The sequence below is a fragment of the Rhodosalinus sediminis genome, assembly GCF_003385555.1.
In the GTDB taxonomy this organism is placed as follows: domain Bacteria; phylum Pseudomonadota; class Alphaproteobacteria; order Rhodobacterales; family Rhodobacteraceae; genus Rhodosalinus; species Rhodosalinus sediminis.
In genome coordinates, this window is sequence record NZ_QOHR01000003.1 from 170537 (window position 1) to 195007 (window position 24471).

A 24471-nucleotide genomic window follows, 5' to 3' on the forward strand; every position below is an offset into this window, starting at 1 on the left:
CGTCGTAGCAGGGAAACCGTTTCAGTTGAACAAACCGGCGAACATCGTGCCGACACCGTCGGGCTCCAGCGCCTCGGCCGGCGCGACGGCGCGCGTCTCGATTCGCGCGGCGAGCGCGGCGAGCAGGTTCGCCCCCGCCTCCCCGGCGAGCGGGCTGTCGGTCGGGGCGTAGAGCGCGAGCCCCACGACCCGCTCGCCCGCGCGCGCCGCCCCGCGCCAGTGGCGCGGATCGCCCCCCGGCAGCACCTCGGCGCCGCCCTCGGCGAGATGGGCGAGCGCGAGCGCGCCCCGCTGGCGCGCGGCGAGCACCTCGACCGGCGCGGCGGCGGTGAGCGCCGCGGCGTCCGGCGGGGCGAGCGCGGGATCGGCGGCCGAGACGCTGACGGTCATCAGCGCCGGCAGCGCCCGCGGCCCCTCGCTCTCGGGGGCGAGGCTCGCGCAGCTCGCCAGCAGCACGAAACTGCCGGTCGCGCTGTCGCGCACCGCCGCGCGGTCCACGCAGTAGCCGGGCGGCGCCTTGACCACCACCGCGCCCCGCGCGACGACCGCCTCGCGCGCGGGCGGACCGCCGGGGCGGGCCGCGTCGCAAGCCGCGAGGGCGAGCGCCGCGCCGGCGAGCGCGGCGCTAGATATCCATGTAGACATGCGTCTCGGCTTTGGCGCCGGGATGGGTGACCGCGCCCTTGTAGGTCGGCCCCACCGTCTGCGCGAATTTCCAGACCGCGCCGGAGGCGTAGTTCGTGGGCCGCGGGCCGGCCCAGTCCTTGCGCCGCGCCGCGAGCTCCTCGTCGGAGAGCGCGACGGAGAGCGCGCCCTCGACCGCGTCGATGGTGATCATGTCGCCGGTCTTCAGAAGGGCGATCGGCCCGCCCTGCGCCGCCTCGGGGCCGACGTGGCCCACGCAGAAGCCGCGCGTCGCGCCGGAGAAGCGGCCGTCGGTGATCAGCGCGACCTTCTTGCCCATGCCCTGCCCCGAGAGCGCGGCGGTGGTGGCCAGCATCTCGCGCATGCCGGGGCCGCCCTTCGGGCCTTCGTTGCGGATGACGAGCACCTCGCCCTCTTCGTATTCGCGCGCCTTGACGGCGGCGAAGGCCTCTTCCTCGGAGTCGAAGACGCGCGCCGGGCCGGTGAAGACCTGGTTCTCCGGGGCGATGCCGGCGACCTTCACGATGGCGCCCTCGGGGGCGAGGTTGCCCTTCAGCCCGACGACGCCGCCGGTCTTCGTGAGCGGCTTTTCGATCGGGTGGATGACGCGGCCGTCGGCCTCGTAGCTGACGCGGTCGAGCGACTCGCCGATCGACTCGCCGGAGGCGGTGACGCAGTCCTCGTGGATGAGGCCCGCCTTGCGCAGTTCCTTCATCACCACGGGCAGGCCGCCCGCCTCGTAGAGGTCCTTCGCGACGAACTGCCCGCCGGGCTTCAGGTCCACGAAATAGGGCGTGTCGCGGAAGATCTCGCAGACGTCGTCGAGGAAGAAGTCGATCCCCGCCTCGTGCGCGATCGCCGGCAGGTGCAGCCCCGCGTTGGTCGAGCCGCCGGTGCAGGCCACGACGCGCGCCGCGTTCTCGAGGCTCTTGCGCGTGACGATGTCGCGGGCGCGGATGTTCTTCTCGATGAGGTCCATGACCGCGCGGCCCGAGGCCTCGCCGTACTGGTCGCGGCTCTCGTAGGGGGCGGGCATGCCCGAGGAGTTGAAGAGCGCCAGCCCGATCGCCTCGGAGACGCAGGCCATGGTGTTCGCCGTGAACTGCCCGCCGCAGGCGCCCGCGCTCGGGCAGGCGACGCGCTCGAGGATGGCGAGCGCGGCGTCGGAGAGCTCGCCGTTCTGGTTGCGGCCGACGGCCTCGAACATGTCCTGCACGGTCAGGTCGCGGGTGCGGAAATCCTCGGGCACTTCGGGGTCGTTCGGCGCCTTCCCCGGCAGGATGGAGCCGCCGTAGATGAAGACCGAAGGCACGTTCAGCCGGACCATCGCCATCATCATGCCCGGCAGCGACTTGTCGCAGCCGGCGAGCCCGACGAGCGCGTCATAGCAGTGCCCGCGCACCGTGAGCTCCACCGTGTCGGCGATCGCCTCGCGCGAGGGCAGCGAGGAGCGCATCCCCTCGTGGCCCATGGCGATGCCGTCGGTCACGGTGATGGTGGTGAACTCGCGCGGGGTGCCCGAGCCCTCCTTGACGCCCATCTTCACCGACTGCGCCTGCCGCGCCAGCGCGATGTTGCAGGGCGCGGCCTCGTTCCAGCAGGTGGCGACGCCGACGAGGGGCTGGTGGATCTCCTCCTCGGTCATGCCCATCGCGTAGTAATACGAGCGGTGCGGCGCGCGCGCGGCGCCCTCCGTCACGTAGCGGCTCGGCAGTTTGGACTTGTCGAACGGACGCTTGAGCATGCACGCCTCCCTGATCGCTCACGCAGGGGAATAGGGAAAGCCCCCCCGCCGCACAAGGCCGTTCGGGGCCGACCGGGTGCGGCGAGATTGCGCCGGGGCGCCCGGCGCCCTAGCTCTGCGCCATGACAGTCGCCTACGCCCCGCACGACGCCTATGTCGCCCCCGCCCGCGCCCGGCCCGAGATCTGGCGCCTGATCGCGGGGCTCGTCGTCGTGGCGGCAGTGCTCTTCGGCCTGCAGAGCGCGCTGCGCGCCGCGCTCTACGCCCTCGCGCCCGAGACGCTCTACGCCGAGCTCACCATGGGCGAGGGCACCGGCACCACCCCGGCGAGCGCGCTGATCCTGCTCGGCAGCTTCGCCTTCATGGCGCTCGGCGCGGTGGCCGCGGCGCACCACCTGCACGGGCGCAGCGCGGCGAGCCTGATCGGCCCCTCCGTCGCCCGCGCGGTGCGGGACTTCTTCCGCGTGGTGGGCGCGCTCGCGCTGCTCTACGCCGCGGTGGCGGTGCTGCCGCCCTGGGCCGGGCCGGGCGGCGCGGAGCCGGAGCCCAACCTCGCCCCCGGCGTCTGGGCGGCGCTGTTGCCGCTGACGCTCGCCGCGCTGGTGATCCAGACGGGGGCGGAGGAGCTTCTGTTCCGCGGCTACCTGCAACAGCAGCTCGCCGCGCGCTTCGCCTCGCCCCTCGTCTGGATGGGGGTGCCCGCGGCGCTCTTCGCGGCCGGGCACTACGTGCCGGCCGACTTCGGCGACAACGCGGCGCTGGTCGCGCTCTGGACCGGGCTCTTCGCGCTGGCGCTCGCCGACGTGACGGCGCGCGCCGGCAACCTCGGCCCCGCCGTGGCGATGCACTTCATGAACAACGTCTTTCCCATCGCCTTCACGGCGATGGAGGGCGCGCTCTCGGGGCTCGCGCTCTACACCGTCCCGGGGGCGAGCGAGGACCCGGGGATGCTGCGCGCCGCGATGCCGGTGGAAATGGGGATGCTCGTCTGTTCGTGGCTCGCCGCGCGCGTGGCGCTGCGGCGCTGATTGCATTCCGCGCGGGGCGGGCTTATCTCCCCGCCACGGTCAGCGAGGCGCCATGAACTGGATCTCCAATTACGTCCGCCCCCGCATCAACTCCATCTTCTCCCGGCGCGAGATGCCGGAGAACCTCTGGACGAAGTGCGACGAGTGCGGGACGATGCTCTTTCACCGCGAGATCGCGGAGAACCTGAACGTCTGCACCTCCTGCGGCCATCACATGCCGATCGCGCCGCGCATGCGGTTCCGCGCGCTCTTCGACGCCGGCGTCTTCACCGAGGTCGAGGTGCCCGCGCCGGTCGCCGATCCGCTGCAGTTCCGCGACCAGAAGAAGTATCCCGACCGCCTGCGTGCCGCGCAGCGCGCCACCGGCGAGAAGGAGGCGATGCTCGTCGCCGAGGGCGAGATGGGGCGCACGCCCGTCGTCGCCGCGGCGCAGGATTTCTCCTTCATGGGCGGCTCGATGGGGATGTACGTGGGCAACGCGATCATCGCCGCCGCCCGCCGCGCGGTGGAGACGAAGCGCCCGCTGATCCTCTTCTCCGCCGCGGGCGGCGCGCGGATGCAGGAGGGCATCCTCAGCCTGATGCAGATGCCGCGCACCACCGTCGCCGTCGAGATGGTGAAGGAGGCAGGACTGCCCTACATCGTGGTGCTCACCCATCCCACCACGGGCGGCGTCACGGCGAGCTACGCGATGCTCGGCGACATCCAGATCGCGGAGCCGGGCGCGCTGATCTGCTTCGCCGGGCCGCGCGTGATCGAACAGACCATCCGCGAAAAGCTGCCCGAGGGCTTCCAGCGCGCGGAATACCTGCGCGACCACGGGATGCTCGACCGCGTGACCCACCGCCTCGAGATGCGCGACGAGCTCATCACCGTGACCCGGATGCTGATGGGGCTCCCCCCGGCGGTGAAGGGCGACCTGCCCGCCCCCGGCCCGGCCGTGCCGGAGCCGGAGGCGGAGGCGCCGGAGGACACGACCGAGCGGCCCGCCGAGGGCTGACGCGCGAAAGGACCGCCCGCCCATGACCGCGCAGGACGCCGCGCCCTCCGACCTCGTGCTCGCGCGGCTGATGTCGCTGCACCCGAAGGTCATCGACCTGACGCTCGACCGGGTGTGGCGGCTGCTCGCCGCGCTCGACCACCCCGAGCGCGCGCTGCCGCCGGCGATCCACCTCGCCGGGACGAACGGCAAGGGCTCGACGCTCGCCTTCCTGCGCGCGGGGATCGAGGGCGCGGGGCAGCGCGCGCACGCCTACACCTCGCCGCATCTCGCCCGCTTCCACGAACGCATCCGCCTCGCCGGGGAGCTGATCCCCGAGGCGGAGCTCACAGCCGTCCTCGACGAATGCGAGGCGGCGAACGGCGGCGCCCCGATCACCTATTTCGAGATCACGACCTGCGCCGCCCTTCTGGCCTTTTCCCGGCGCGCAGCCGAGTGGACCCTGCTCGAGACCGGCCTCGGCGGGCGGCTCGACGCGACGAACGTGCTCGACGCGCCGGAGCTCACCATCATCACCCCCGTGGCGATGGATCACGAGCAGTTCCTCGGCGACACGCTCGAGAAGATCGCCTTCGAGAAGGCGGGCATCCTCAAGCGCGGCACGCCCTGCGTCGTCGGCCCGCAGGAGGACGCCGCGCGCGAGGTGATCGCGCGGCAGGCCGCGCGCACGGGCGCGCCGCTCCTCCTTCACGGCGAGCATTGGCACGTCGGAGAGGAGCGCGGGCGCATGGTCTTTCAGGACGAGCGCGGGCTTCTCGACCTGCCGCGCCCCGCCCTGCCCGGCGCGCATCAGCTCGCCAACGCGGGCGCGGCGGTGGCCGCGCTGCGTCACCTCGGCTTCGGAGAGGACGCCTGCGCGGCGGCGGTCGCGCGGGCGGAGTGGCCCGCCCGGATGCAGCGCCTGCGCCGCGGCCCGCTGGCCGAGGCCGCGCCGGAGGCCGAGCTCTGGCTCGACGGCGGGCACAACCCCGCCGCCGGCGCCGCGCTCGCCGCGCATCTGAAGAGCCTCCCCGCCCGGCCCACGCATCTGATCTGCGGGATGCTCTCCACCAAGGACGCCACCGGCTACCTCGCCCCGCTCGCCGAGGCGGCCGAGAGCTTCACCGCCGTGCCGATCGCGGGCGAGGCCGCGGCGCTCGACCCCGAGGCGCTCGCCGCCACGGCGGAGGCCGCGGGCCACAGGGCGCGCACGGCCACCAGCCCGGCCGAGGCCCTCGCCGCGATCACCGCCGAAACCCCGGCGGCGCGCGTCTTGATCTGCGGCTCGCTCTACCTCGCCGGGCAGATCCTGCGCGAGAGCGGCTGAACGGGGCGACGGCCGGACGCGGGGCGCCCGACCGCACCGGCCTGCTGTCGCAAGAGCCGCCGACCTGGCGCAGCCCGGGGCTTTCGGCGGGTCCGCTACAAGGCGGCAGGCGCGGGCGCACGGGCGAGGCGCGGTCGGTCGCGCTCTCGCAAGATCCGACGCGCCGGGGCCTTCGGCACAACCGCGGAAAGGTGGAGCCGGACAGCGCACGCGGCGCTCGGCGCCGCCCAAGGTTAGACGACCCGCAAGTGTCGAACGGAGCCCCGAAACGAGCGCCAAGGCACGGCGAAGCCGCCTCAGCCCTCCGCCTGCCCCCAGCCGTGGCTCATCATCTCGCGCAGGCGGCTCGCGGTGCGGGCGAACTCGAAGCTGCCCTCGCCCTCGACGTAAAGGCTTTCCGGCACGTCGGCCGCCGAGGCGATCAGGCGCACGCGCGCCTCGTAGAGCGCATCGATGAGCGTGACGAAGCGCTTCGCCTCGTTGAAGTTCGACCGCGAGAGCCGCGGGATGTCGTCGATCACCAGAAGCCGCACCGCCTCCGCCACGGCGAGGTAATCCGCCGGGCCCAGCGGCTGGCCGCAGAGGTCGTGAAACCGCACGCGCGCCGCGCCGTTGTGAAACTCCGGCAGCACCACGTCGCGCCCCTTCACCCGCAGGGTGAGCGGCGCCGTCTCGCCGCCGGTCAGCCCCTGCCAGATCGCGTCGATCCGCGCGCGCGCCTCCGCGTCGGCGGGCGTGAAATAGACCGGGCTCCCGGCGAGGCGGCCAGAGCGATAGTCGGTCCCGCCGGCGAGCTCCTGCACCACCATCCGCTCCTTCAGGAGCGCGATGAAGGGCAGGAAGAGCGCGCGATTCAATCCGTCCTTGTAAAGGTCGTCCGGCGGGCGGTTGGAGGTCGCCACCACCACGACGCCCGCGCCGAAGAGCCCCTCGAAAAGCCGGCCCACGATCATCGCGTCGGTGATGTCGGTGATCTGCATCTCGTCGAAGGCGAGGCAACGCACCTCGTCGGCGATGCGTTTCGCCACCGGGGTGACCGCGTCGTCCACGCCGCGGGCGCGGGCCTCCGCCATGCCCGCGTGTACCTCCTGCATGAAGGCGTGGAAATGCACGCGCCGCGCGGGCACGGGCACCGCCCCCGCGAAGAGATCCATCAGCATCGACTTGCCGCGCCCGACCCCGCCCCAGAGGTAAAGCCCCTTCGGCGGCGCGGGCGCGCGCCGGAAAAGACCGCGCCGCACCGGCTGCGCGAGCCCCTCGAGGATGCGCTCGAACTCCGGCAGCGCCGCCTCCTGCGCCGGGTCCGGGTCGATCGCGCCGGAGGCCACCTTCTCCGCGTAGAGATCCTGCATCACCGTCGCCATGCCCGCCTCCCTAGCGCGGCGCGCGCGCGACGGAAAGACGGCGCGGCCGGCCGCACGGGGCCGGGCGGGAGCCCCCGGCCCGCCGCAGCACGTCGCGCGCAGCGCCGCCCCCGGCGCACGTGGACCCGCACAGGCCGGCCGCTTCCGGCCGGAGTGCGCAGGGCCGGGCGCGCGGCGGCGCATCAGGCACGGCAGGGACCGGGGAGCGCGCCCGGCCCCCGCACGCACCGCCCGAGGCGCCGCAGGCACATGCCCACGCGCCGCGCGGGGCGGAGCGCACCCCATCATCTTGGCCCAAATACTCCGGGGGCTCGGGGGCAGCGCCCCCGAAACCGCACGCAGTGCCCGAGATCGCGCGCGCGAGCGCGCACCACCACACGCAGGCCGGCCGGTATCAGCCCGCCTGCCAGCGCTCCAGGATATAGCGCGCGCACATCAGGTCGAGATGCGCGCCGCCGCCGTTCTTGAAGAGCGTGATCTCGTCGTCCGTCGCGCGGCGGAAGGTCTCCGGCGGGTCGTAGTAATCCGCCACCACGTCCTCGGCCCGGAAGGTGCCCGCCTCGACGGGGATCTTCAGCTCGCCGATGTGGCCGATCGTCGTGTCGCGGCTGTCCACGAAGACGCGCGCGCGGGCGAGCGCCGCATCGTCGGCCTCGCGCATGTCGGGGCGGAAGGCGCCGATCAGGTCGAGGTGCTGGCCCGGGCGCAGCCAGTCGCCCCGGATCAGCGGCGTCGTCGCCATGGTGGCCGAGGCGACGATGTCGGCGCCCCGCACGGCGGCCTCGAGGTCGTCGGCGACCGCCATGCCGGGGAAATCGGCGGCGAGCGCCTCGGCGCGGGCGCGCGCGCGGTTCCAGACGGTGAAGCGCGCCCCGGGGAAGGCGGCGGCGTAGGCCTCGCGGAGCGAGCGCGCGACGGTGCCGGCGCCCACGATCAGGATCTCGCGGGCGTCCGGGCGGGCGAGGCGGCGCGCGGCGGTCAGGCTGTCGCCCGCGGTCTTCCACTTGGTGACGAGGTGGAAGTCCACGATCGCCTCCAGCACGCCGGTGTCGTCGGCGTAGAGGCTCACGCCGCCGTTGACGCTGGGCAGACCCCACTCGCCGTTGCCGGGAAAGATCGTCGCCGATTTCACCGCGAGGCCCAGCCCGTCGATCCAGGCCGCGCGCGACAGGAGCGTGTCGGCCCCGCGATAGAGGAAACTGTCGGCGATCTCGGCCCGCGGCAGGCGGTGGCCCGCCTCGAAGGCGTCGCAGAGCGCGAGCCAGTCGAGCCGCGCCTCGCCGGCCTCGAAGGGGATCACGGGGACGCTCATGCCGCCTCCCGTTCGTCGAGAAGCCCCGCCGCGACCAAGCGGTGCGCCCAGCCCTCGGGGCCGGTGAAGTGATGCGTCTGCCAGCCGCGCGCCGCCGCCGCGGCGATGTTGTCGGCGCGGTCGTCTGTGAAGAGCAGCCGCTCGGGCGCGAGGCCGCAGTCGGCCTCGACCCGCGCGTAGATCTCGTCTTCGGGCTTGATGACGCCCATGTGCCCCGAGACGTAGGCGCGGTCGAAGGCGTCGAGGAAGGGGTAGTGCGCGCGCGCCACCTCGAAGCTGCCGACGCCGAAGTTGGTGAGCGCGAAGACCGGCACGCCGCGCGCCTGCAGCGCGCGCATCAGCGCGACGGACCTCGGGATCTCGGGCCGCGCGAGCTCGATCCAGCGGTCGTGCCACATGCGGATTTCCGCGCGGAATTCCGGGACGGCCTCGGCGGTGGCGTAAATCGTTTCGCGGAAGTCGGCGCCGCGGTCCACCTCGTCGTTCATGGCGTGCAGATCGACGGCCGCGAACAGGGCGCGGCGCCGCGCTTCGCCCACCTCGGCGTCGTAGAAGCGCTCGGGGCGCCATTCGATCAGCACGTTGCCAATGTCGAAGATCACCGCGTCGGGTCTCATGCCGCTCCTTTCGGTCGCCGCCGGGCAAGGCGCTTCGAAGCGCCTTGCAAACCCCTTGCAAGGGGTTTGCGCACCGCTCCGGCGTCAGGAAACGCGAGCCGCGCGGCGTTGTAAAGCCGCGCTAGTGCCGCGCCGCGCGGAGCGCGCGCTCCAGCGCGTCGAGAAAGCGCGACCGGTCGGCCTTGCCAAAGCTGCGCCCGCCGCCCTGCCGGAAGGGATCGGCGGCGCGCAGGTCGGTCATCAGGTCGCGCATCGCCAGCGCCTCGCGCACGTTCGCCTCGGTCAGCGCCGCGCCGTCGGGCTTGAGCACCTGCGCGCCTGCCTCGACGCAGCGCGCGGCGAGCGGCATGTCGGCGGTCACCACCACGTCGCCCGGCCCCGCGCGTTCGGCGATCCAGAGGTCGGCGGCGTCGGGGCCCTCGGGCACCGTCACCACCTCCACCAGCGGGTTCTCCGAGGGGCGCAGCCCCCCGTTGGACACCAGAACGAGGGGCACGCGATGCCGGGTCGCCACCCGCTCGGCCTCGGCCTTCACGGGGCAGGCGTCGGCATCGACGTAGACGGTCACGCGCCGAGCGCCTCGGCGTGGAAGGCCACGTGATCGGCCATGAAGCTCGCCACGAAGAAGTAGCTGTGATCGTAACCCTTCTGCAGCCGCAGGCGTCCCGGCTGCCGGCGGGCCGCCATCGCCTCGCCCAGCGCCTCGGGCTTCAGCGTGTCGATGAACTGATCCGAGAGCCCCTGATCGATCAGCACCTCGCCGTCGAAGCCGCGCGCGCGCATGGCGAGCGTGGAATCATGCGCCGCCCATGCGCCCTCGTCCGGGCCGAGGTAGGCCGCGAGCTGCTTGCGTCCCCAGTCGGCCGAGGTCGGATGCGCGATCGGCGCGAAGGCCGAGACCGAGGCGTAGCGCCCCGGCAGCCCCATGGCGAGCGTCAGCGCGCCGTGCCCGCCCATGGAATGCCCCGTGATCGCCTGCCGCTCAGGATCGACGGCGAATTGCTCGGCGATCAGGCCGGGCAGCTCCTCGGCCACGTAATCCCACATGCGGAAATGCGGCGCCCAGGGCGCCTCCGTCGCGTTCACGTAGAAGCCCGCGCCCTGCCCGAGGTCGTAGTGCGGATCGTCGGCGACGCCCTCGCCGCGCGGGCTCGTATCCGGAAAGACGACGGCGAGCCCGTGCCGCGCCGCCCAGCCCTGCGCGCCGGCCTTGATCATCGCGTTCTCGTGCGTGCAGGTCAGCCCCGAGAGATACCAGAGCACCGGCACCGGCCCGCGCGCGGCCTGCGGCGGCAGGTAGAGACCGAAGGTCATGTCGCAGGAACAGGCCTCGGAGGTGTGGGTGTAGACCCCCTGAACGCCGCCGAAGGCGCGGTTTTCGGACACGGTCTGCATGGGCGGGCTCCTCAGCTGCGGTTGCGCGCCTCTCCTAGCAGCGCNCGGAGGTGTGGGTGTAGACCCCCTGAACGCCGCCGAAGGCGCGGTTTTCGGACACGGTCTGCATGGGCGGGCTCCTCAGCTGCGGTTGCGCGCCTCTCCTAGCAGCGCGGGGCGCGGGCGCAAACGGGCGGCGCTCAGCCCGGAAGCTGGGCGATGACGAAGGTCACCGTGAGGATGCTCGCCGCCGTGGAGAAGAGGATCGCCGCCGAGACGCGCTGCGGCGCGACGCCGTAGTGCTGCGCCAGCATGTAGACGTTGCCCGCCACCGGCAGCGCCGCGGCCGCGGTCACGACGCCGGCCTGGTAGGGCTCGACCGGGAAGACCACGAAGACCGCCAGCGCCACCGCCGCCGGGTGCAGCACGAGCTTGGCGACGCTGAGCCAGGCGGCGACCGAGACGCGCTCGGCAGATTTCGTCGCGAGCGAGGCGCCGATGGCGAAGAGCGCGCCGGGCGTCGCCGCCGCGCCGAGGAGCGCGAGGAAGGCGTCGGCGGGCTCCGGCAGCGGATGGCCTATCGCCGACCACGCGAAGCCGAGCGAGATCGCCACGATCATCGGATTGCGCAGCAGCCCCATCCCCACCGTGCCGAGCACGCGCACCGACATGCGCCCGTCGCGCGGGCCGGTGATCAGGATCACGATCAGGCTGGAAAAGACGATCAGGTCCACGGCGAGCGCCATCATCACCGGCCCGATCGCCTCGGCGCCGAGCAGGAGCGTCAGCATCGGCACGCCGAGAAAGCCGGTATTGCCGATCGCCGCGCATTGCGCCTCCACCGCCGCGGTCGGCGTGTCGAGCCCGCGCAGGAACGCCACCAGCATCGCCAGCGCGTAGACGGCCGCCGTGCCGCAGAGATAGGCGCCCACCAGCCGCCAGTTCAGCACCTCGCCGAGCGACAGGTTGGCCGCGAAGCGGAAGAGCATCGCCGAGAGCGCGAAGTAGAAGACGAACTTCGTCAGGTAGGCGGTCGCTTCGGCGGTGAAGAATCCCGTCCGCCCCGCGCCGTAGCCGAGGCCGATCAGCGCGAAGAAGGGCAGCGTCTCGAGCAGGATGTCCAGCATCGCACCGTCGTAAGGCCGCGGCGGGCGGGCGGTCAATCTGGCATCGCTCCCGGACCGCGACGCGGCGTTTTCCCGTGACACGATCGCCCGCGCGCGCCATGTCTTGGCCCGAAGAGGGAGGGACCATGGCCGATTATCCGCACCTGCTGCGCCCGCTCGACCTGGGGCATACGACGCTGAAGAACCGGGTGATCATGGGCTCGATGCACACCAACCTCGAGGAGGTGGGCGACTGGGACCGCATCGCCGCCTTCTACGCCGAGCGCGCGCGCGGCGAGGTCGGGCTGATGGTGACCGGGGGCATGGCGCCCAACCGCGAGGGCGCGGTCTTTCCGGGGGCGGCGGGGCTCTTCTCGGAGACCGACATCGCCAACCACCGGATGGTGACGGACCGCGTCCACGAGCACGGCGGGAAGATCGCCATGCAGATTCTGCACGCCGGCCGCTACGCCTACGGCAAGGACTGCGTCGCGCCGTCGCCGGTGAAATCGCCGATCTCGCGCTTCACGCCCACGGAGCTCGACGCCGCAGGCATCGAGAAACAGATCGCCGATTTCGCCACGACGGCCGCCCGCGCGCGCGAGGCGGGCTATGACGGCGTCGAGATCATGGGGAGCGAGGGCTATTTCATCAATCAGTTCCTCGTCACCCACGTGAACAAGCGCACCGACGACTGGGGTGGTCCCTACGAGAACCGGATGCGCCTGCCCGTGGAGATCGTCCGCCGCGTGCGGGAGGCCGTGGGGCCCGACTTCATCGTGATCTACCGGCTGAGCATGATCGACCTGGTGCCCGAGGGCTCGACCCACGAGGAGGTCGTGCAACTGGCCAGGGCGGTGGAGGCCGCGGGCGCCGACATCATCAACACCGGCATCGGCTGGCACGAGGCGCGGGTGCCGACCATCGCCACCTCGGTGCCGCGGGCGGGCTTCGCCTGGGTCACCAAGCGGCTGATGGGCGAGGTCTCGGTGCCGCTCGTCACCTCGAACCGGATCAACACGCCCGAGGTCGCGGAACGCGTGCTCGCCGAGGGGTGCGCCGACATGGTGAGCATGGCGCGCCCCTTCCTCGCCGATCCGCATTTCGTGAAGAAGGCGATGGAGGCCCGCGCGGACGAGATCGCCCCCTGCATCGCCTGCAACCAGGCCTGCCTCGACCATACCTTCGCGCTCAAGGTGAGCTCCTGCCTCGTCAACCCGCGCGCCTGCTTCGAGACGGAGCTGGTGGTCGCGCCGACGCCGGCCGCGAAACGCGTCGCCGTCGTGGGCGCGGGGCCCGCGGGGCTCTCGGCGGCGATCACGGCGGCGGAGCGGGGGCACGCCGTCACGCTCTTCGACCGGGACGACGCGATCGGCGGGCAGCTCAACATGGCGCGCGTGATCCCCGGCAAGGAGGAGTTCGACGGCCTCGTGGACTGGTATGCGCGGATGCTGGAGGTGCACGGCGTGACGCTGCGCCTCGGCCGGGCGGTGGGCGCGGCGGATCTCAACGGCTTCGACGAGGTGGTGATCGCGACCGGCGTGACCCCCCGCGATCCCGGCATCCCGGGACAGGACGCCCCCAACGTCGTGAGCTACGTCGACGTGCTGCGCGGAAAGGCCCCGGTGGGCGCGCACGTCGCCATCGTGGGCGCCGGCGGCATCGGCTTCGACGTGGCGGAGTTCCTCGTCCACGAGGGCGAGAGCCCGACCGAGAACCTCGCGCTCTGGCGCGCGGAGTGGGGCGTCGGCGATCCGGCCGAGACGCGCGGCGGGCTCGCCCAGCCGCACCCGGAGCCGCCGGCGCGCAAGGTCACGCTCTTGCAGCGCAAGGCGGAAAAGCCTGGCAAGCGCCTCGGCAAGACGACGGGCTGGATCCACCGCATGAGCCTTCGGATGAAGGACGTCGAGATGGTCTCGGGCGTCAATTACGAGCGCATCGACGCCGACGGCGTGCATGTCTCCTTCGGCGAGGCGCGCGAGCGGCCGAGGCTGATCGCGGCGGACACCGTGGTGCTCTGCGCGGGTCAGGAGAGCGAGCGCAGCCTCGCCGACGCGCTCGCCGCCCGCGGCGTCGCGGTGCACGTGATCGGCGGCGCGGAGGTGGCCGCCGAGCTCGACGCCAAGCGCGCCATCGACCAGGGCACGCGCCTCGCCGCGGCGCTCTGAACGCCGAGCGGCGTTTCGGTTTGCGCGACACAGCGGCCGGCTCCCCTGTATTGTCGGCTCCGGGTCGCAAAACCGCCTGATTTCCGCGCCAAACCGGGCCCCAGACACGCACGGGCCGAGAGGTGAGGCATGGACAGGCTGACGGAGATGGAGGCGTTCGCGACCGTGGTGGACCAGGGCGGGTTCACCGACGCCGCGAAGAAGCTCGGTCTCTCGAAGTCCGCGATCTCCAAGCACGTCGCGAGCCTCGAGGCGCGGCTGGGCGCGCGGCTGCTGAACCGCACGACGCGCCGCGTCAGCCCGACGGAGATCGGGCTGGCCTATTACGACCGCGCGCGGCGCGTGCTCAACGACGCGGGCGAGGCCGACGCGCTGGTGACCTCGATGCAGTCGGCGCCCTCGGGGCTCCTGCGGATCTCGGTCGCCACGGATTTCGGGGTGAACCACCTGTCGCCGATCCTCGGCGACTTCCTGCACGAGTTTCCGGACATCAGCGTGAACATGGTGCTGAACAACCGCTACGTGGAGCTCATCTCGGAGGGCTTTGACATGGCGGTGCGCATCGGCGACCTGCAGGATTCGAGCCTGCGCGCCCGCAAGCTCGCCGAGACGGCGAAGCGCATGGTCGGCGCGCCTTCCTATTTCCAGCGCCACGGGCGGCCGACGCGCATCGACGACCTGAACGACCACAAGCTTTTGCACTATGCGAGCCCCGCCTCGGGCAGCGCGTGGCGCATCACCGCGCCCTCGGGCGAGAAGCGTCAGGTGCGCACCGCCGGCTGCCTCAGCGTGAACGACGGGCAATCGCTGCTGAACGCCTGCGTCGCCGGGCTCGGCATCGCCTATCTGCCCGCCTTCCTCTACGCGCCGGCCATGGCGGAGGGGCGGGTCGTGGACGCCATCCCCGAACTGCCGCTCGAGACGCAGGGGATCTACGCCGTCTATCCGCCGGGCCGCTTCACGCAGCCCAAGGTGCGCGCCTTCATCGATTTTCTGGCCCACGCCTTCGCCGGCAAGGGGCCGAAGGACTGGTGACGCGCGCCGCCGGTCGCGACCTCCCTCGACTGCTCCCGGGCCGGCGACGGTCCGGGGGCTTTTCCGTGACCGTGGCGGCGATCACTCGGCGGCGTCGCGCCCGTCGTCGGGCAGAAGCGCGCGCATCGCCTCGTGCTGCGAGAGGAACACCCGCCCCGTCAGGTTGTCGAGGAAGTGGCTCCGCTTCAGCCGGTCCATCACCGGCCCCTTCACCTCGGACAGGTGCAGGCGGATGCCCATGCTGTCGAGCCGGGTGTTGATCGCCTCGAGGCTTTCGAGCGCCGAGAGGTCCACCTCGTTGACCGCCGAGAACATCAGCACGACGTGGCGCACCGCGTCGTCGCCCACGACGCGGTCGTAGACGTAATCCTGCAGGAAGGCCGCGTTGGCGAAGTAGAGGCTTTCGTCCACCCGGAGCGTGACGATCGCGGGGTGCGTCTCGACCGCGTGGCGGCGAATGTTGCGGAAGTGCTCGGTCCCCGGCACGCGGCCCACCTCGGCGACATGCGGGCGCGAGGTCTTGTAGAGATGCAGCGCGATGGAGAGCGCCACCCCCGAGGCGACGCCGATCTCGACCCCGAAGCCCAGCGTCAGGAGGATCGTCGCCGAGACGGCGGCGAAATCGACCTTAGAGTAGGTCCAGGCGTGCCGCACGACCGAGAAATCCACGAGGCTGAGCACCGCGACGATGATCGTCGCGGCGAGCGTGGCGGTGGGCAGGAAGAAGAGAAGCGGCGTCAGCAGCATCGCTGCGACGAGGATGCCCACGGCGGTGAAGGCGCCCGCCGCCGGCGTCTCGGCGCCCGCGTCGAAGTTCACGACCGAGCGCGCGAAGCCGCCCGTCACCGGGTAACCCCCGGTCACCGAGGCCGCGATGTTCGACGCGCCGAGGCCCACGAGCTCCTGGTCGGGGACGATGCGCTGGCGCTTCTTGGCGGCGAGCGTCTGCGCGACGGAGACCGATTCGACGAAGCCGATGATCGAGATCATCACCGCCGGCACGAGAAGCTGCGCGACGAGGTCGAGGTCCAGCCGCGGCGCGGTCAGCGGCGGCAGGCCCTGCGGCACGGTGCCCACGATGTCCACGCCCCGCTCGCCGAGGCCGAAGGCGAAGGCGGCGAGCGTGGTCACCACCACCGCCGCCACCGGCCCCGCCTTGGCGGCCAGATCGGCGGCGCGCGGCTTGAGCCCAATGCGCGCGAGCAGCGGCTTCAGCCCCTTGCGCACCCAGAAGAGAAACGCCGTCGCCCCCACGCCGATCACCAGCGTGTAGGGGTTCGTCTCGGGCAGATGCGCCCAGAGCGACGAGACGAGCGCGGGCAGCGTGTGCCCCTCCGCCTCGATCCCGAGGATGTGCTTGAGCTGCGAGGTGGCGATCAGGATGCCCGAGGCGGTGATGAAGCCCGCGATCACCGGATGGCTCAGGAAATTCGCCAGAAAGCCGAGGCGGAAGATCCCCAGCACCGTCAGCAGCGCCCCCGAGAGGAAGGCGAGCGTGATCGCCGCCGCGGCATACTCGGCCGGGTCGGTGATCCCAAGGTTCGAGATCGCCGCCGCGGTCATCAGGCTGACCACCGCCACCGGCCCCACGGCGAGCGCCCGCGAGGTGCCGAAGATCGCGTAGCCCACGAGCGGCAGGATCGAGGCGTAAAGCCCCATCTCCGCCGGCAGCCCCGCGAGCAGCGCATAGGCCAGCGACTGCGGGATCAGCATGATGGTCACGATCACCGCCGCCACGAGGTCGGAGGTCAGCGTCTCGCGCGTGTAGGCGCGCGACCATTGCAGTATGGGCAGATGCCGCTCCAGCGCGGCGAGGCTCGGCAGGGTCATGGCGCGCGCTCCCGTCGCGGGTCTCCGGCGTGGGCGGTATATATTCCAAAAGACGAATAAGTAAAGGGGCGACCCACGCCAGCGCGCGGTGCCCCGCCTCCGTCAGGTTGCCCGCCACTGGCGCTCGGCGGTCGGGATCGATGCGGTGCAAACGCCGTTGCGCCCGGAGCGTGCGATCACCAGCAGCCTGATTTCCGCCCGCCGCCGCGCGCCGGGTCCCGGCGGGAAGGACATGAGCGCCGGGCGCGGCGCGCACCCCGGCAGGCAGGCCCGCGCAGGCGATCAGGCCCGCCGCGCGCGTTCAGCGGGCCTGCGCGTGATAGGCCGCGTTGGGGATCATCCCCGTCGCGCTGGCCACCCGGTTGGTCATGTTGAAGAACCCCGCGACCGCCGCGATGTCCCAGATGTCGCGGTCGGAGAAGCCGACGCTGCGCAGCGCCTCGCGGTCGAGTTCGGTGATCTCGGCGCTGGCCTTCGTCGCCTTCTCGGCGAAGGTCAGCATCGCGGTCTGCCGCGCGTCGAGATCGGCGACGCGCCAGTTCATCACCAGCATCTCGCCCAGCTTCGGGTCGCCCGACAGCCGGCGCACCGCCGCGCCGTGCGCCGTCAGGCAGTAATAGCACCGGTTCACCGCCGAGACGACGACCGCGATCATCTCGCGCTCGAGCTTCGAGAGCCCCGAGTCCCCGAGCATCAGGTCGTTGTACATCGCCGTGAAGGCGTCGAGCTTGGTCGTGTCGAAGGCGTAGGCGCGCAGGACGTTCGGCACCATGCCGAGCTTCTCCTCGCAGACCTCGAAGTATTTCCGCGTCGCCTCGGGCAGCGGATCGACCGGGGGCAGGTCGAGCGCGGTCGGTCGGTCGTCGTCCATCTCTCAGCGCCCCTCCGCGGGCTTGATCCGGTAGTGATAGGCGCCAGCCTGCCGCATCCCGAGCGCCGCATAAAGCCCGGCCGCGGCGGCGTTGTCGCGCGTGGCGGCGGCGGCGATCTCGCGCGCGCCCTGCGCCGCGGCCCACTGCGCGGCGCCGCGCATGACCCACTGCGCCGCGCCCTGCCGCCGCTCGCGCGGGACGACGACGAGCGCATGCACCATCGCCACGCCGTCGGCCACGCAGACGAAGCCGGTGCCCGCCGGGTGATCGTTCTGCCGCGCGAGAAGCCCCGTCTTGGGCTGCGGCGCGCGCTCCATCACCGCCTGCCGGGCGGGGCCGACGCCGTGCTCGGCCCAGATCTCGCGCATGATCTGCAGGGGCTCCCAGACCGTGAGCGCGGAAAGGCGCGGCACCGCCCGGTCGGTGAGCTGCTCGATCGGCGCGTGCCAGATCACGCTCGGGTCGAGCCGGTCGTAGCCCGCGCGCTCCAGCATGGCGTCGAGCGCCGCCTCGCCGGGGCGGACCATGACGAGCGGCGCCTGCCGCATCTCCGCCATCGCTGCCTCGGCCTCGGCCAGCGCGGCGGCCTCGGGCACCGCGCCGGGCTCGGCCACCGTCGCCGCCGAGACACGCTTGCCGCCACCCTGCCCGACGCGCAGCACCCATGGCCCGAGCGTCCAGCGCCGCGCCGGGGGCCAGGTCGCCTCGCCGGCCTCCAGAAGGCGCAGCGCCTCGGCGGTCATGCCTCCAGCATCCCCGCGAGCCGGGTGACGGCGGCGTCCACCTGCGCCTTGTCGGTGCCGCGCACGACGACGCGCACCCCGTGCACGCCCCCCTGAATGAAGGGGTAGGAGCCGACGGAAAGATCCGGGTAGGCCGAGGCGATCTCTTCGAGGAGGGCCGCGACGTCCCCCTCGCCGCGCTCGACCGTCAGCGTCTGCGACAGGAGCGGCGCACCGCCCACCAGCGTCGGCAGCACGCTCGCCACCATCGCCTCGAAGATGGTGGGCACGCCCGCCATGACGTGCACGTTCTCGAGCGTGAAGCCCGGCGCGGCGGAGATCGGGTTGTCGATCAGCGTCGCGCCCTCGGGAATGCGCGCCATGCGCAGCCGCGCCTCGTTCAGTTCGAGCCCCTGCCGGTCGTAATGCGCCTGCAGGATCGCGCGGGCGTCGTCGCGCACGTCGATCGGCAGGCCGAAGGCCGCGGCGACCGCCTCTGCGGTGATGTCGTCGTGCGTCGGCCCGATGCCGCCCGAGGTGAAGACGTGATCCCAGCGCGCGGCGAGCGCCTGCACCGCCTCGACGATGGCGCCGTGGTCGTCGGCCACCACCCGCGCCTCGCGGAAGTCGATGCCGCGCCGCGTGAGCTCCCCGGCGAGGTGGTACATGTTCGAGTCGCGCGTCCGGCCCGAGAGGATCTCGTCCCCGATCACGAGCATCGCGGCGGTGGGGTTGGACATGGGCTGCGCTCCTTGCCGGGCTTCACCCGTCCTTGTAAGCGGCGCCCCATGCGCTTTCAAACCCCTCTGGTGCCGGCGCGCCTGCTCCGCCGCTACAAGCGTTTCCTCGCCGACGCGCGCCTCGAGGACGGGCGCGAGGTGACCGCGCATGTCGGCAACCCCGGCTCGATGATGGGCCTCGCCGAGCCCGGCGCGCGCATCTGGCTCGAGTCGAACGACGACCCCAAACGGAAGCTCAAGTACGCCTGGCGGCTGGTGGAGCACGCGGACGGCCATTTCACCGGCGTCGATCCGGGCGCGGCCAACCGCATCGTGCGCGAGGCGCTGGAGACCGGCGCGGTCGAGGCGCTCGCCGGCCACGCGACGCTGCGCGCCGAGGTGCGCTACGGCGAGAAGAGCCGCATCGATTTCCTCCTCTCCGGCGGCGGGCAGCCTGAGACCTATGTCGAGGTGAAGAGCGTCACCCTCTCCCGCGCGCCGGGGCGGGCGGAGTTTCCCGACGCCGTGACCGCGCGCGGCGCGAAGCATCTGGCCGAACTCGCCGCGATGGCGGAGGCCGGGCACCGCGCCGTCATGCTGTTCCTCGTGCAGCGCACCGACGCCGCCGAGGTCGGGCTCGCCGCCGACATCGACCCGGCCTACGCCCGCGCCTTCGCCGAGGCGCGCGCGGCGGGGGTCGAGGCGCTCGCGCTCAGCACGCGGATCGACCCGGAGGGCATCGCGGCGGCGGGGCCACTGCCGCTCGTCCTGCCGTGACGGCGGCGCACTGGCCCTTGGCCGGAAAATTGCCTAAATGGGCGCGCAGACCGAGGCCGCCGAGGGAGCGCGACGTGAACCAGGACCACCGCGGACGTCTGACCCGCGACGGCATCCGCATCCACGAGCCGGGTGATTTCGCCGGCATGCACACGGCCGGGCGCCTCGCCGCCGAGATCCTCGACGAGGTGATCCCGCTGGTCACCCCCGGCACGACGACCGGCGCGATCGACGAGTTCATCACCCGCCGCATCGAGGCGGCCGGCGCCGAATCGGCGACCATCGGCTACAAGGGCTACCGCCACGCCTCCTGCATCAGCGTGAACCACGTCGTCTGCCACGGCATCCCCGGCGACAAGGTACTCAAGGACGGCGACATCCTGAACATCGACGTCACAGTGATCGTGGACGGCTGGTACGGCGACACGAGCCGCATGTACGTCGCCGGCAAGCTCCCGCGGAAGGCCGAACGCCTGATCGAGGTGACGCACGACGCGCTCATGCGCGGCATCGAGGCGGTGAAGCCCGGCAACACCTTCGGCGACGTGGGCTACGCCATCCAGACCTTCGTGGAGGCGAACCGCATGTCGGTGGTGCGCGACTTCTGCGGCCACGGCCTCGGCCGGGTGTTCCACGCGCCGCCCAACGTGCTGCACTACGGCCGCCCCGGCACCGGCCCGGTGCTGGAGGAGGGGATGTTCTTCACGATCGAGCCGATGGTGAACCTCGGCCGCCCCGAGACCAAGGTGCTCTCCGACGACTGGACCGCCGTGACCCGCGACAAGTCCCTCTCGGCGCAGTACGAGCACTCGGTCGGCGTGACCAAGGACGGGGCCGAGATCTTCACCCTCTCGCCGGCGGGGCGCTTCCACCCGACCTATTCGCAGGACTGACGCCGGTCCGGGCGCAGGCGGGCGGTGCAAGATCGCCGGACGGCCCATCGTGACAGGCGGCGCGGCCACGCCCGACGGCAGCGAAGGACCGGCGGCGCGGTCACGTTCGCCGGCCGGAGGTGGCCCATGGGCCGCGACGGGCGGCCGGGACCGGGCGCGGGCCAAAGCGCGAGAGCGAGCGCCTCACGGAGTATCGTGACAGGCGATCGGGCCACGCCTGACGGCACGAATGGTCCGGCGCCGAGGCCACGGGCGGGCAGGACCGCGCGGGGCCGGAGCGGGCCGCCCCTCTTGAGCGAAGCGCAGGGCGGGCACCCGCGGCGTCTCCGCCGCCCGCCGACCCCGGGCGCCGCGCCCCCGGCAAAGCGCGGGCGCCGAACCTCGGCGTTCGGCGCGGCCGGCCGCCCCGGACACGCCGCCACCCGGTCCCCTGACACGAGCGCGCCGCGCGGGCGGGGCCCGCGGCGCCCTCCCCTTGCCCCGGATGCCCCCGTGCCCCAGCTTTGGCGGAGCGAACGACACGGGGGACCACATGGCCGATCTTACGCTTCTCGGCATCTCGGGCTCGCTGCGCGCGGGCTCCTACAATCGCAAGCTCCTCGCCGAGGCGCGGGCGCGCTTCGCGCCGGCGCGGTATCTCGAGGGCGACCTGCGCCTGCCGCTCTACGACGGCGACCTCGAGGAGCGCGAGGGCGTGCCGGAGGCCGTGACGCGCCTGACCGACCAGATCGCCGAGGCCGACGCGATCGTGATCGCCGCGCCCGAGTACAACAAGGGCGTGACCGGGGTGATGAAGAACGCCCTCGACTGGATCAGCCGGGTGCCGGGCTTCCCGCTCGCCGACAAGCCGACGGCGCTGATCTCCGCCAACGCCGGGCGCACCGGCGGCGAGACGGGGCAGTTCATGCTGCGCGCCTGCCTCGTGCCGCTGCGGCCCTCCGTGCTCGAATACCCGACCGTGATGGTCGCCGGCGCGAGCGAGCATTTCGACGCCGAGGACCGCCTCGTCACCGAGAGCTACGCCAAGGCGCTCGACGCGGTGATGGCGAAGCTGCGCGAGCGCGCGGGCGGCTGAGCGTCCCCCCTTCGGCAGGCTCGCCTCGGGGCGCCCGAGCGGCGCGGGCCGCCGCGAGGGGGCCCACCCGCCGCCATCGCCGTCTCGCGCGCGGGCCGCGCTCCCTTCGTCAGACGCCCCGCGCAGGCGCAGAGCGGCCTGCGGACACGGCGCCTCCGCCCGAGCCCGGCGTCGCGCGGACCTTGGCCGGCGACCGCGCGCTTTGACCGGCGGCACGCGGCGGGGCGGGCGCGCCTCAGCCATTCGGCAGGCTCGCCTCGGGGCGGAAGCCCTGCGGGATGCGGTCGTGCCCCTCGAGCAGCAGGTCGGCCATGACCTCCCCCGCGAGCGGCGCGACGCCGAAGCCGATCTTGAAGCCGCCGTTGGCGATGAACTGCCCGGGCCGCGTCGGATGGGCGCCCAGCACCGGCGCGCGCGACCGCGCCCGCGGCCGCAGCCCCGCCCAGCGCTCCACGATCCGCGCCCCGGCGAGAAGCGGCATCGCCTCCAGCGCGCGCGCGATCACCGCGTCGAGCTGCGCGTCGGTCGCCGCCGGATCGTCGAAATCGGTCTCGGCGGTGGAGCCGACGGCCACCGTGCCGTCCACGTGCGGCACGACGAAGAGCCCCTCGCCCATGACGAGCGGCTGATCCCGCGCGTCGAGCCCCAGCACTGCCGCCTGCCCCTTCACCGCGCGGCCGAAGCCGCCGCCGATCTCGGCAAGCCCCGCGGCACCCGTGGCGTGCACGACCTGCCCCCGATCCGGCGCCTCGGCCTCGACCCGGCCGCCCTCTGCCCGGATCGCCGCGGCGAGCGCGGCGCAGGCCCGGCGCGGCTGCACCCGCGCGGTCAGCGTGTCGCGCACCAGCCAGCCGCTGGGCGAGACGGGCGCCCAGGGGCCGGCCTCGGAGGCCGCGATCACCTCCCAGGTCGCGCGCCCGCCCCAATGCGCCGCCGCGCCTTCGGCCCGCGCGCGCGACCGCTCCAGCGCGGCGGCGTCGGCCACCGGCTGCAGCCGCCCGCAGCGCGCGAAGCCCGGATCGACGCCGCCCGCCGCCTGCACCGCGCCCCACCAGTCGCCCGCCATGCTCAGGCTCTCGAACTGGAAGGCCTTAGCCTCGGTCCAGTTTTCCGGCGCATGCGGTGCGAGCGCGCCGACGGGCCCGCCCGAGGCCCCGGCGCCCACGCCGGCGGGGTCCACGACCGTCACCGATGCGCCGCGCCGCGCGCAGGCCCAGCCCACCGCGAGCCCGAAGACCCCGGCTCCGCGCACCGTCACCTCGGCCATTGCCATCGCCGCCCCCCTTCGCCACTCTCCGGCCGTTTCCCGGGCGAGCAGTAGGACAGCGGCGGATGGAGGACCAGAGCACCGGAGTCGCATGGCAGGGCGCGGTGCCCGTCTCCGCGCGCTTCGACGATCCGTATTTCTCGCTGGCCGACGGGCTCGCCGAGACGCGGCACGTCTTTCTGGCGGGCAACGACCTGCCCGCGCGCTTCCGCCCCGGCTTCCAGGTGGCCGAGCTCGGCTTCGGGACGGGGCTGAACCTGCTCGCGGCGCTCGCGGCCTGGCGCGAGAGCGGGCAGACCGGCGCGCTCGTCTACACGAGCTTCGAGGCCTTTCCGCTCGCCGCCGGGGAGATGCGGCGCGCGCAGGCGGCCTTCCCCGCGCTCGCGCCGCTCGCCGAGGAGCTGGCGCCGCACTGGGGCGCGGCGGAGATCCACCTGCCCGACCTGCGCTTCACGCTGATCGCGGGCGACGCGCGCGCGACGCTGCCGCGCTGGACGGGGCGCGCCGACGCATGGTTTCTCGACGGCTTCGCGCCGGCGAAGAACCCCGAGCTCTGGGAGCCCGCGCTCCTTCGGGCGGTCGCGCGCCACACCGCGCCGGGCGGCACCGCGGCCACCTACACCGCCGCGGGCCACGTGCGCCGCGCGCTCGCGCAGGCGGGTTTCACGGTCACGCGGGCGCCGGGCTTCGGGGCGAAGCGGCACATGACGCGGGCGCATCTGGCGTGAGGGCGCAGGACATCCGCCTCGGCGTCGCGCTGATGGTCGCGACGACCTTCATCTTCGCGGTGCAGGACGGCCTCTCGCGCCACCTTGCGAGCGAATACAACGTGCTGATGGTGGTGATGATCCGCTACTGGTTCTTCGCCGCCTTCGTCGCCGCGCTCGCCGCCCGGCAGGCGGGCGGGCTGCGCGCGGCGGCGGCGACGCGGCAGCCGGCGCTTCAGATCTTCCGGGGCGCGCTGCTCGCGCTCGAGATCTGCGTCATGGTGCTCGCCTTCACGCTGCTGGGGCTGGTGGAAAGCCACGCGGTCTTCGCCGCCTACCCGCTGCTGATCGCCGCGCTCTCCGGGCCCGTGCTGGGCGAGCGGGTGGGCTGGCGGCGCTGGGCGGCGATCGGCGTGGGCTTCGCGGGCGTCCTCGTGATCCTCGAGCCCGGCTGGGGCGTCTTCGCGCCCGAGGCGGCGGTGCCGCTCCTCGCCGCGCTGATGTTCGCGCTCTACGGGCTGCTCACGCGCTTCGCCGCGCGCGCCGACGATGCGGCGACGAGCTTCTTCTGGACGGGCGTGGTCGGCGCGGGGGTGATGACCGCCGCGGGCCTCTGGACGTGGGAGGCGATGACGCCCGGCGACTGGATCTGGATGGGGGGCCTCTGCCTGACCGGCGTGCTCGGGCATTTCACGCTGATCAAATGCTACGAAGTGGCCGAGGCGAGCGCGGTGCAGCCCTTCGCCTATCTCCAGCTCGTCTTCGCGAGCGCCATCGGCCTTCTCGTCTTCGGCGAGACGATCCGCCCCAACGTCGCGCTCGGCGCCGCGCTCGTGGTGGGCGCGGGGCTCTTCACCCTCTGGCGCGCGCGACGTCAGGCCTGAGGGCCGCGAATTTTCGTACGAAAATT

The 24471-nt window shown here is 72.9% G+C and carries 23 protein-coding genes; 10 read left to right on the forward strand and 13 right to left on the reverse strand.

Annotation, left to right across the window (positions count from 1 at the left end):
• Positions 1 to 21: 21 nt before the first annotated feature.
• Together DRV84_RS04350 and ilvD are read right to left on the reverse strand one after the other, a co-directional pair.
• Positions 22 to 645 (reverse strand): dihydroxy-acid dehydratase, encoded by a 624-nt coding sequence (locus DRV84_RS04350; protein WP_147298831.1) that lies wholly within the window; start codon positions 643 to 645, stop codon positions 22 to 24.
• Positions 626 to 2389, reverse strand: coding sequence for a dihydroxy-acid dehydratase (gene ilvD, locus DRV84_RS04355; protein WP_115978649.1), 1764 nt, complete (start codon positions 2387 to 2389; stop codon positions 626 to 628). The genes DRV84_RS04350 and ilvD overlap by 20 nt, the downstream gene beginning before the upstream one ends.
• A 122-nt stretch (positions 2390 to 2511) precedes the next feature.
• On the opposite strand from ilvD, the gene DRV84_RS04360 reads away from it, so the two are divergent.
• Genes DRV84_RS04360 through DRV84_RS04370 form a run of 3 tightly spaced genes read left to right on the forward strand, consistent with a single transcriptional unit; the run spans position 2512 to position 5723 of the window.
• Positions 2512 to 3417, forward strand: coding sequence for a CPBP family intramembrane glutamic endopeptidase (locus DRV84_RS04360; protein WP_115978650.1), 906 nt, complete (start codon positions 2512 to 2514; stop codon positions 3415 to 3417).
• Between the two features lie 52 nt (positions 3418 to 3469).
• Complete coding sequence (gene accD / locus DRV84_RS04365) at positions 3470 to 4417, forward strand: acetyl-CoA carboxylase, carboxyltransferase subunit beta (RefSeq protein ID WP_115978651.1); 948 nt, start codon at positions 3470 to 3472, stop codon at positions 4415 to 4417.
• Between the two features lie 22 nt (positions 4418 to 4439).
• Positions 4440 to 5723, forward strand: a complete 1284-nt coding sequence (locus DRV84_RS04370; protein WP_115978652.1) for a bifunctional folylpolyglutamate synthase/dihydrofolate synthase — start codon at positions 4440 to 4442, stop codon at positions 5721 to 5723.
• A 296-nt stretch (positions 5724 to 6019) separates the two neighbouring features.
• On the opposite strand, the gene zapE is transcribed toward DRV84_RS04370, so the two are convergent.
• The 6 genes from zapE to DRV84_RS04400 form a co-directional block, all read right to left on the reverse strand.
• Positions 6020 to 7087 carry a cell division protein ZapE gene (zapE, locus tag DRV84_RS04375; protein ID WP_115978653.1) on the reverse strand — a complete coding sequence of 356 codons (1068 nt, stop codon included), beginning with the start codon at positions 7085 to 7087 and terminating at the stop codon, positions 6020 to 6022.
• A gap of 394 nt (positions 7088 to 7481) precedes the next feature.
• Positions 7482 to 8399 carry an ornithine cyclodeaminase family protein gene (locus DRV84_RS04380; RefSeq protein ID WP_115978654.1) on the reverse strand — a complete coding sequence of 306 codons (918 nt, stop codon included), beginning with the start codon at positions 8397 to 8399 and terminating at the stop codon, positions 7482 to 7484.
• The gene (locus DRV84_RS04385; protein WP_115978655.1) at positions 8396 to 9016 is read right to left on the reverse strand and encodes an HAD family hydrolase; all 621 of its coding nucleotides are present in this window, start codon (positions 9014 to 9016) and stop codon (positions 8396 to 8398) included. Before DRV84_RS04385 ends, DRV84_RS04380 begins: the two co-directional genes overlap by 4 nt.
• Before the next feature lie 121 nt (positions 9017 to 9137).
• The gene (locus tag DRV84_RS04390; protein WP_115978656.1) at positions 9138 to 9584 is read right to left on the reverse strand and encodes a YaiI/YqxD family protein; all 447 of its coding nucleotides are present in this window, start codon (positions 9582 to 9584) and stop codon (positions 9138 to 9140) included.
• On the reverse strand, positions 9581 to 10411 hold the full coding sequence (gene fghA / locus DRV84_RS04395; RefSeq protein ID WP_115978657.1) for an S-formylglutathione hydrolase: 831 nt from the start codon (positions 10409 to 10411) through the stop codon (positions 9581 to 9583). Before fghA ends, DRV84_RS04390 begins: the two co-directional genes overlap by 4 nt.
• A gap of 179 nt (positions 10412 to 10590) precedes the next feature.
• On the reverse strand, positions 10591 to 11517 hold the full coding sequence (locus DRV84_RS04400) for an AEC family transporter (protein WP_115978658.1): 927 nt from the start codon (positions 11515 to 11517) through the stop codon (positions 10591 to 10593).
• A gap of 125 nt (positions 11518 to 11642) precedes the next feature.
• Here DRV84_RS04400 and DRV84_RS04405 point away from each other — a divergent pair, with 125 nt between their 5' ends.
• Both DRV84_RS04405 and DRV84_RS04410 read left to right on the forward strand, forming a co-directional pair.
• Positions 11643 to 13664, forward strand: a complete 2022-nt coding sequence (locus tag DRV84_RS04405; protein ID WP_115978659.1) for an NADPH-dependent 2,4-dienoyl-CoA reductase — start codon at positions 11643 to 11645, stop codon at positions 13662 to 13664.
• A gap of 129 nt (positions 13665 to 13793) precedes the next feature.
• The gene (locus DRV84_RS04410) at positions 13794 to 14699 is read left to right on the forward strand and encodes a LysR family transcriptional regulator (protein ID WP_115978660.1); all 906 of its coding nucleotides are present in this window, start codon (positions 13794 to 13796) and stop codon (positions 14697 to 14699) included.
• An 81-nt stretch (positions 14700 to 14780) separates the two neighbouring features.
• Here DRV84_RS04410 and DRV84_RS04415 read toward each other — a convergent pair whose 3' ends face one another.
• From DRV84_RS04415 to DRV84_RS04430, 4 genes are all read right to left on the reverse strand, one after another.
• Entirely contained in the window at positions 14781 to 16529 is a 1749-nt protein-coding gene (locus DRV84_RS04415) for a SulP family inorganic anion transporter (RefSeq protein WP_115978661.1), read from the reverse strand.
• A gap of 301 nt (positions 16530 to 16830) precedes the next feature.
• Complete coding sequence (locus DRV84_RS04420) at positions 16831 to 17400, reverse strand: peroxidase-related enzyme (RefSeq protein WP_115978662.1); 570 nt, start codon at positions 17398 to 17400, stop codon at positions 16831 to 16833.
• 3 nt (positions 17401 to 17403) lie between these two features.
• A complete protein-coding gene (locus tag DRV84_RS04425; RefSeq protein ID WP_115978663.1) occupies positions 17404 to 18144 on the reverse strand; it encodes a GNAT family N-acetyltransferase in 741 nt (246 codons plus the stop codon).
• Positions 18141 to 18863 (reverse strand): competence/damage-inducible protein A, encoded by a 723-nt coding sequence (locus tag DRV84_RS04430; protein ID WP_115978664.1) that lies wholly within the window; start codon positions 18861 to 18863, stop codon positions 18141 to 18143. The genes DRV84_RS04425 and DRV84_RS04430 overlap by 4 nt, the downstream gene beginning before the upstream one ends.
• Before the next feature lie 48 nt (positions 18864 to 18911).
• Between DRV84_RS04430 and sfsA the strand changes: the two genes are divergently transcribed.
• From sfsA to DRV84_RS04445, 3 genes are all read left to right on the forward strand, one after another.
• Positions 18912 to 19619 carry a DNA/RNA nuclease SfsA gene (gene sfsA / locus DRV84_RS04435; RefSeq protein ID WP_115978665.1) on the forward strand — a complete coding sequence of 236 codons (708 nt, stop codon included), beginning with the start codon at positions 18912 to 18914 and terminating at the stop codon, positions 19617 to 19619.
• A 74-nt stretch (positions 19620 to 19693) separates the two neighbouring features.
• Complete coding sequence (map, locus tag DRV84_RS04440) at positions 19694 to 20512, forward strand: type I methionyl aminopeptidase (RefSeq protein WP_115978666.1); 819 nt, start codon at positions 19694 to 19696, stop codon at positions 20510 to 20512.
• Positions 20513 to 21044: 532 nt separating this feature from the next.
• Entirely contained in the window at positions 21045 to 21587 is a 543-nt protein-coding gene (locus tag DRV84_RS04445; RefSeq protein WP_115978667.1) for an NADPH-dependent FMN reductase, read from the forward strand.
• Between the two features lie 235 nt (positions 21588 to 21822).
• Here the strand turns inward: DRV84_RS04445 and DRV84_RS04450 are convergent, their stop codons facing one another.
• A complete protein-coding gene (locus DRV84_RS04450) occupies positions 21823 to 22860 on the reverse strand; it encodes an NAD(P)/FAD-dependent oxidoreductase (RefSeq protein ID WP_239994979.1) in 1038 nt (345 codons plus the stop codon).
• 59 nt (positions 22861 to 22919) lie between these two features.
• On the opposite strand from DRV84_RS04450, the gene mnmC2 reads away from it, so the two are divergent.
• Both mnmC2 and DRV84_RS04460 read left to right on the forward strand, forming a co-directional pair.
• A complete protein-coding gene (gene mnmC2 / locus DRV84_RS04455; protein ID WP_115978669.1) occupies positions 22920 to 23582 on the forward strand; it encodes a tRNA (5-methylaminomethyl-2-thiouridine)(34)-methyltransferase MnmC2 in 663 nt (220 codons plus the stop codon).
• Complete coding sequence (locus DRV84_RS04460) at positions 23579 to 24445, forward strand: DMT family transporter (protein ID WP_115978670.1); 867 nt, start codon at positions 23579 to 23581, stop codon at positions 24443 to 24445. The genes mnmC2 and DRV84_RS04460 overlap by 4 nt, the downstream gene beginning before the upstream one ends.
• Positions 24446 to 24471 lie beyond the last annotated feature (26 nt).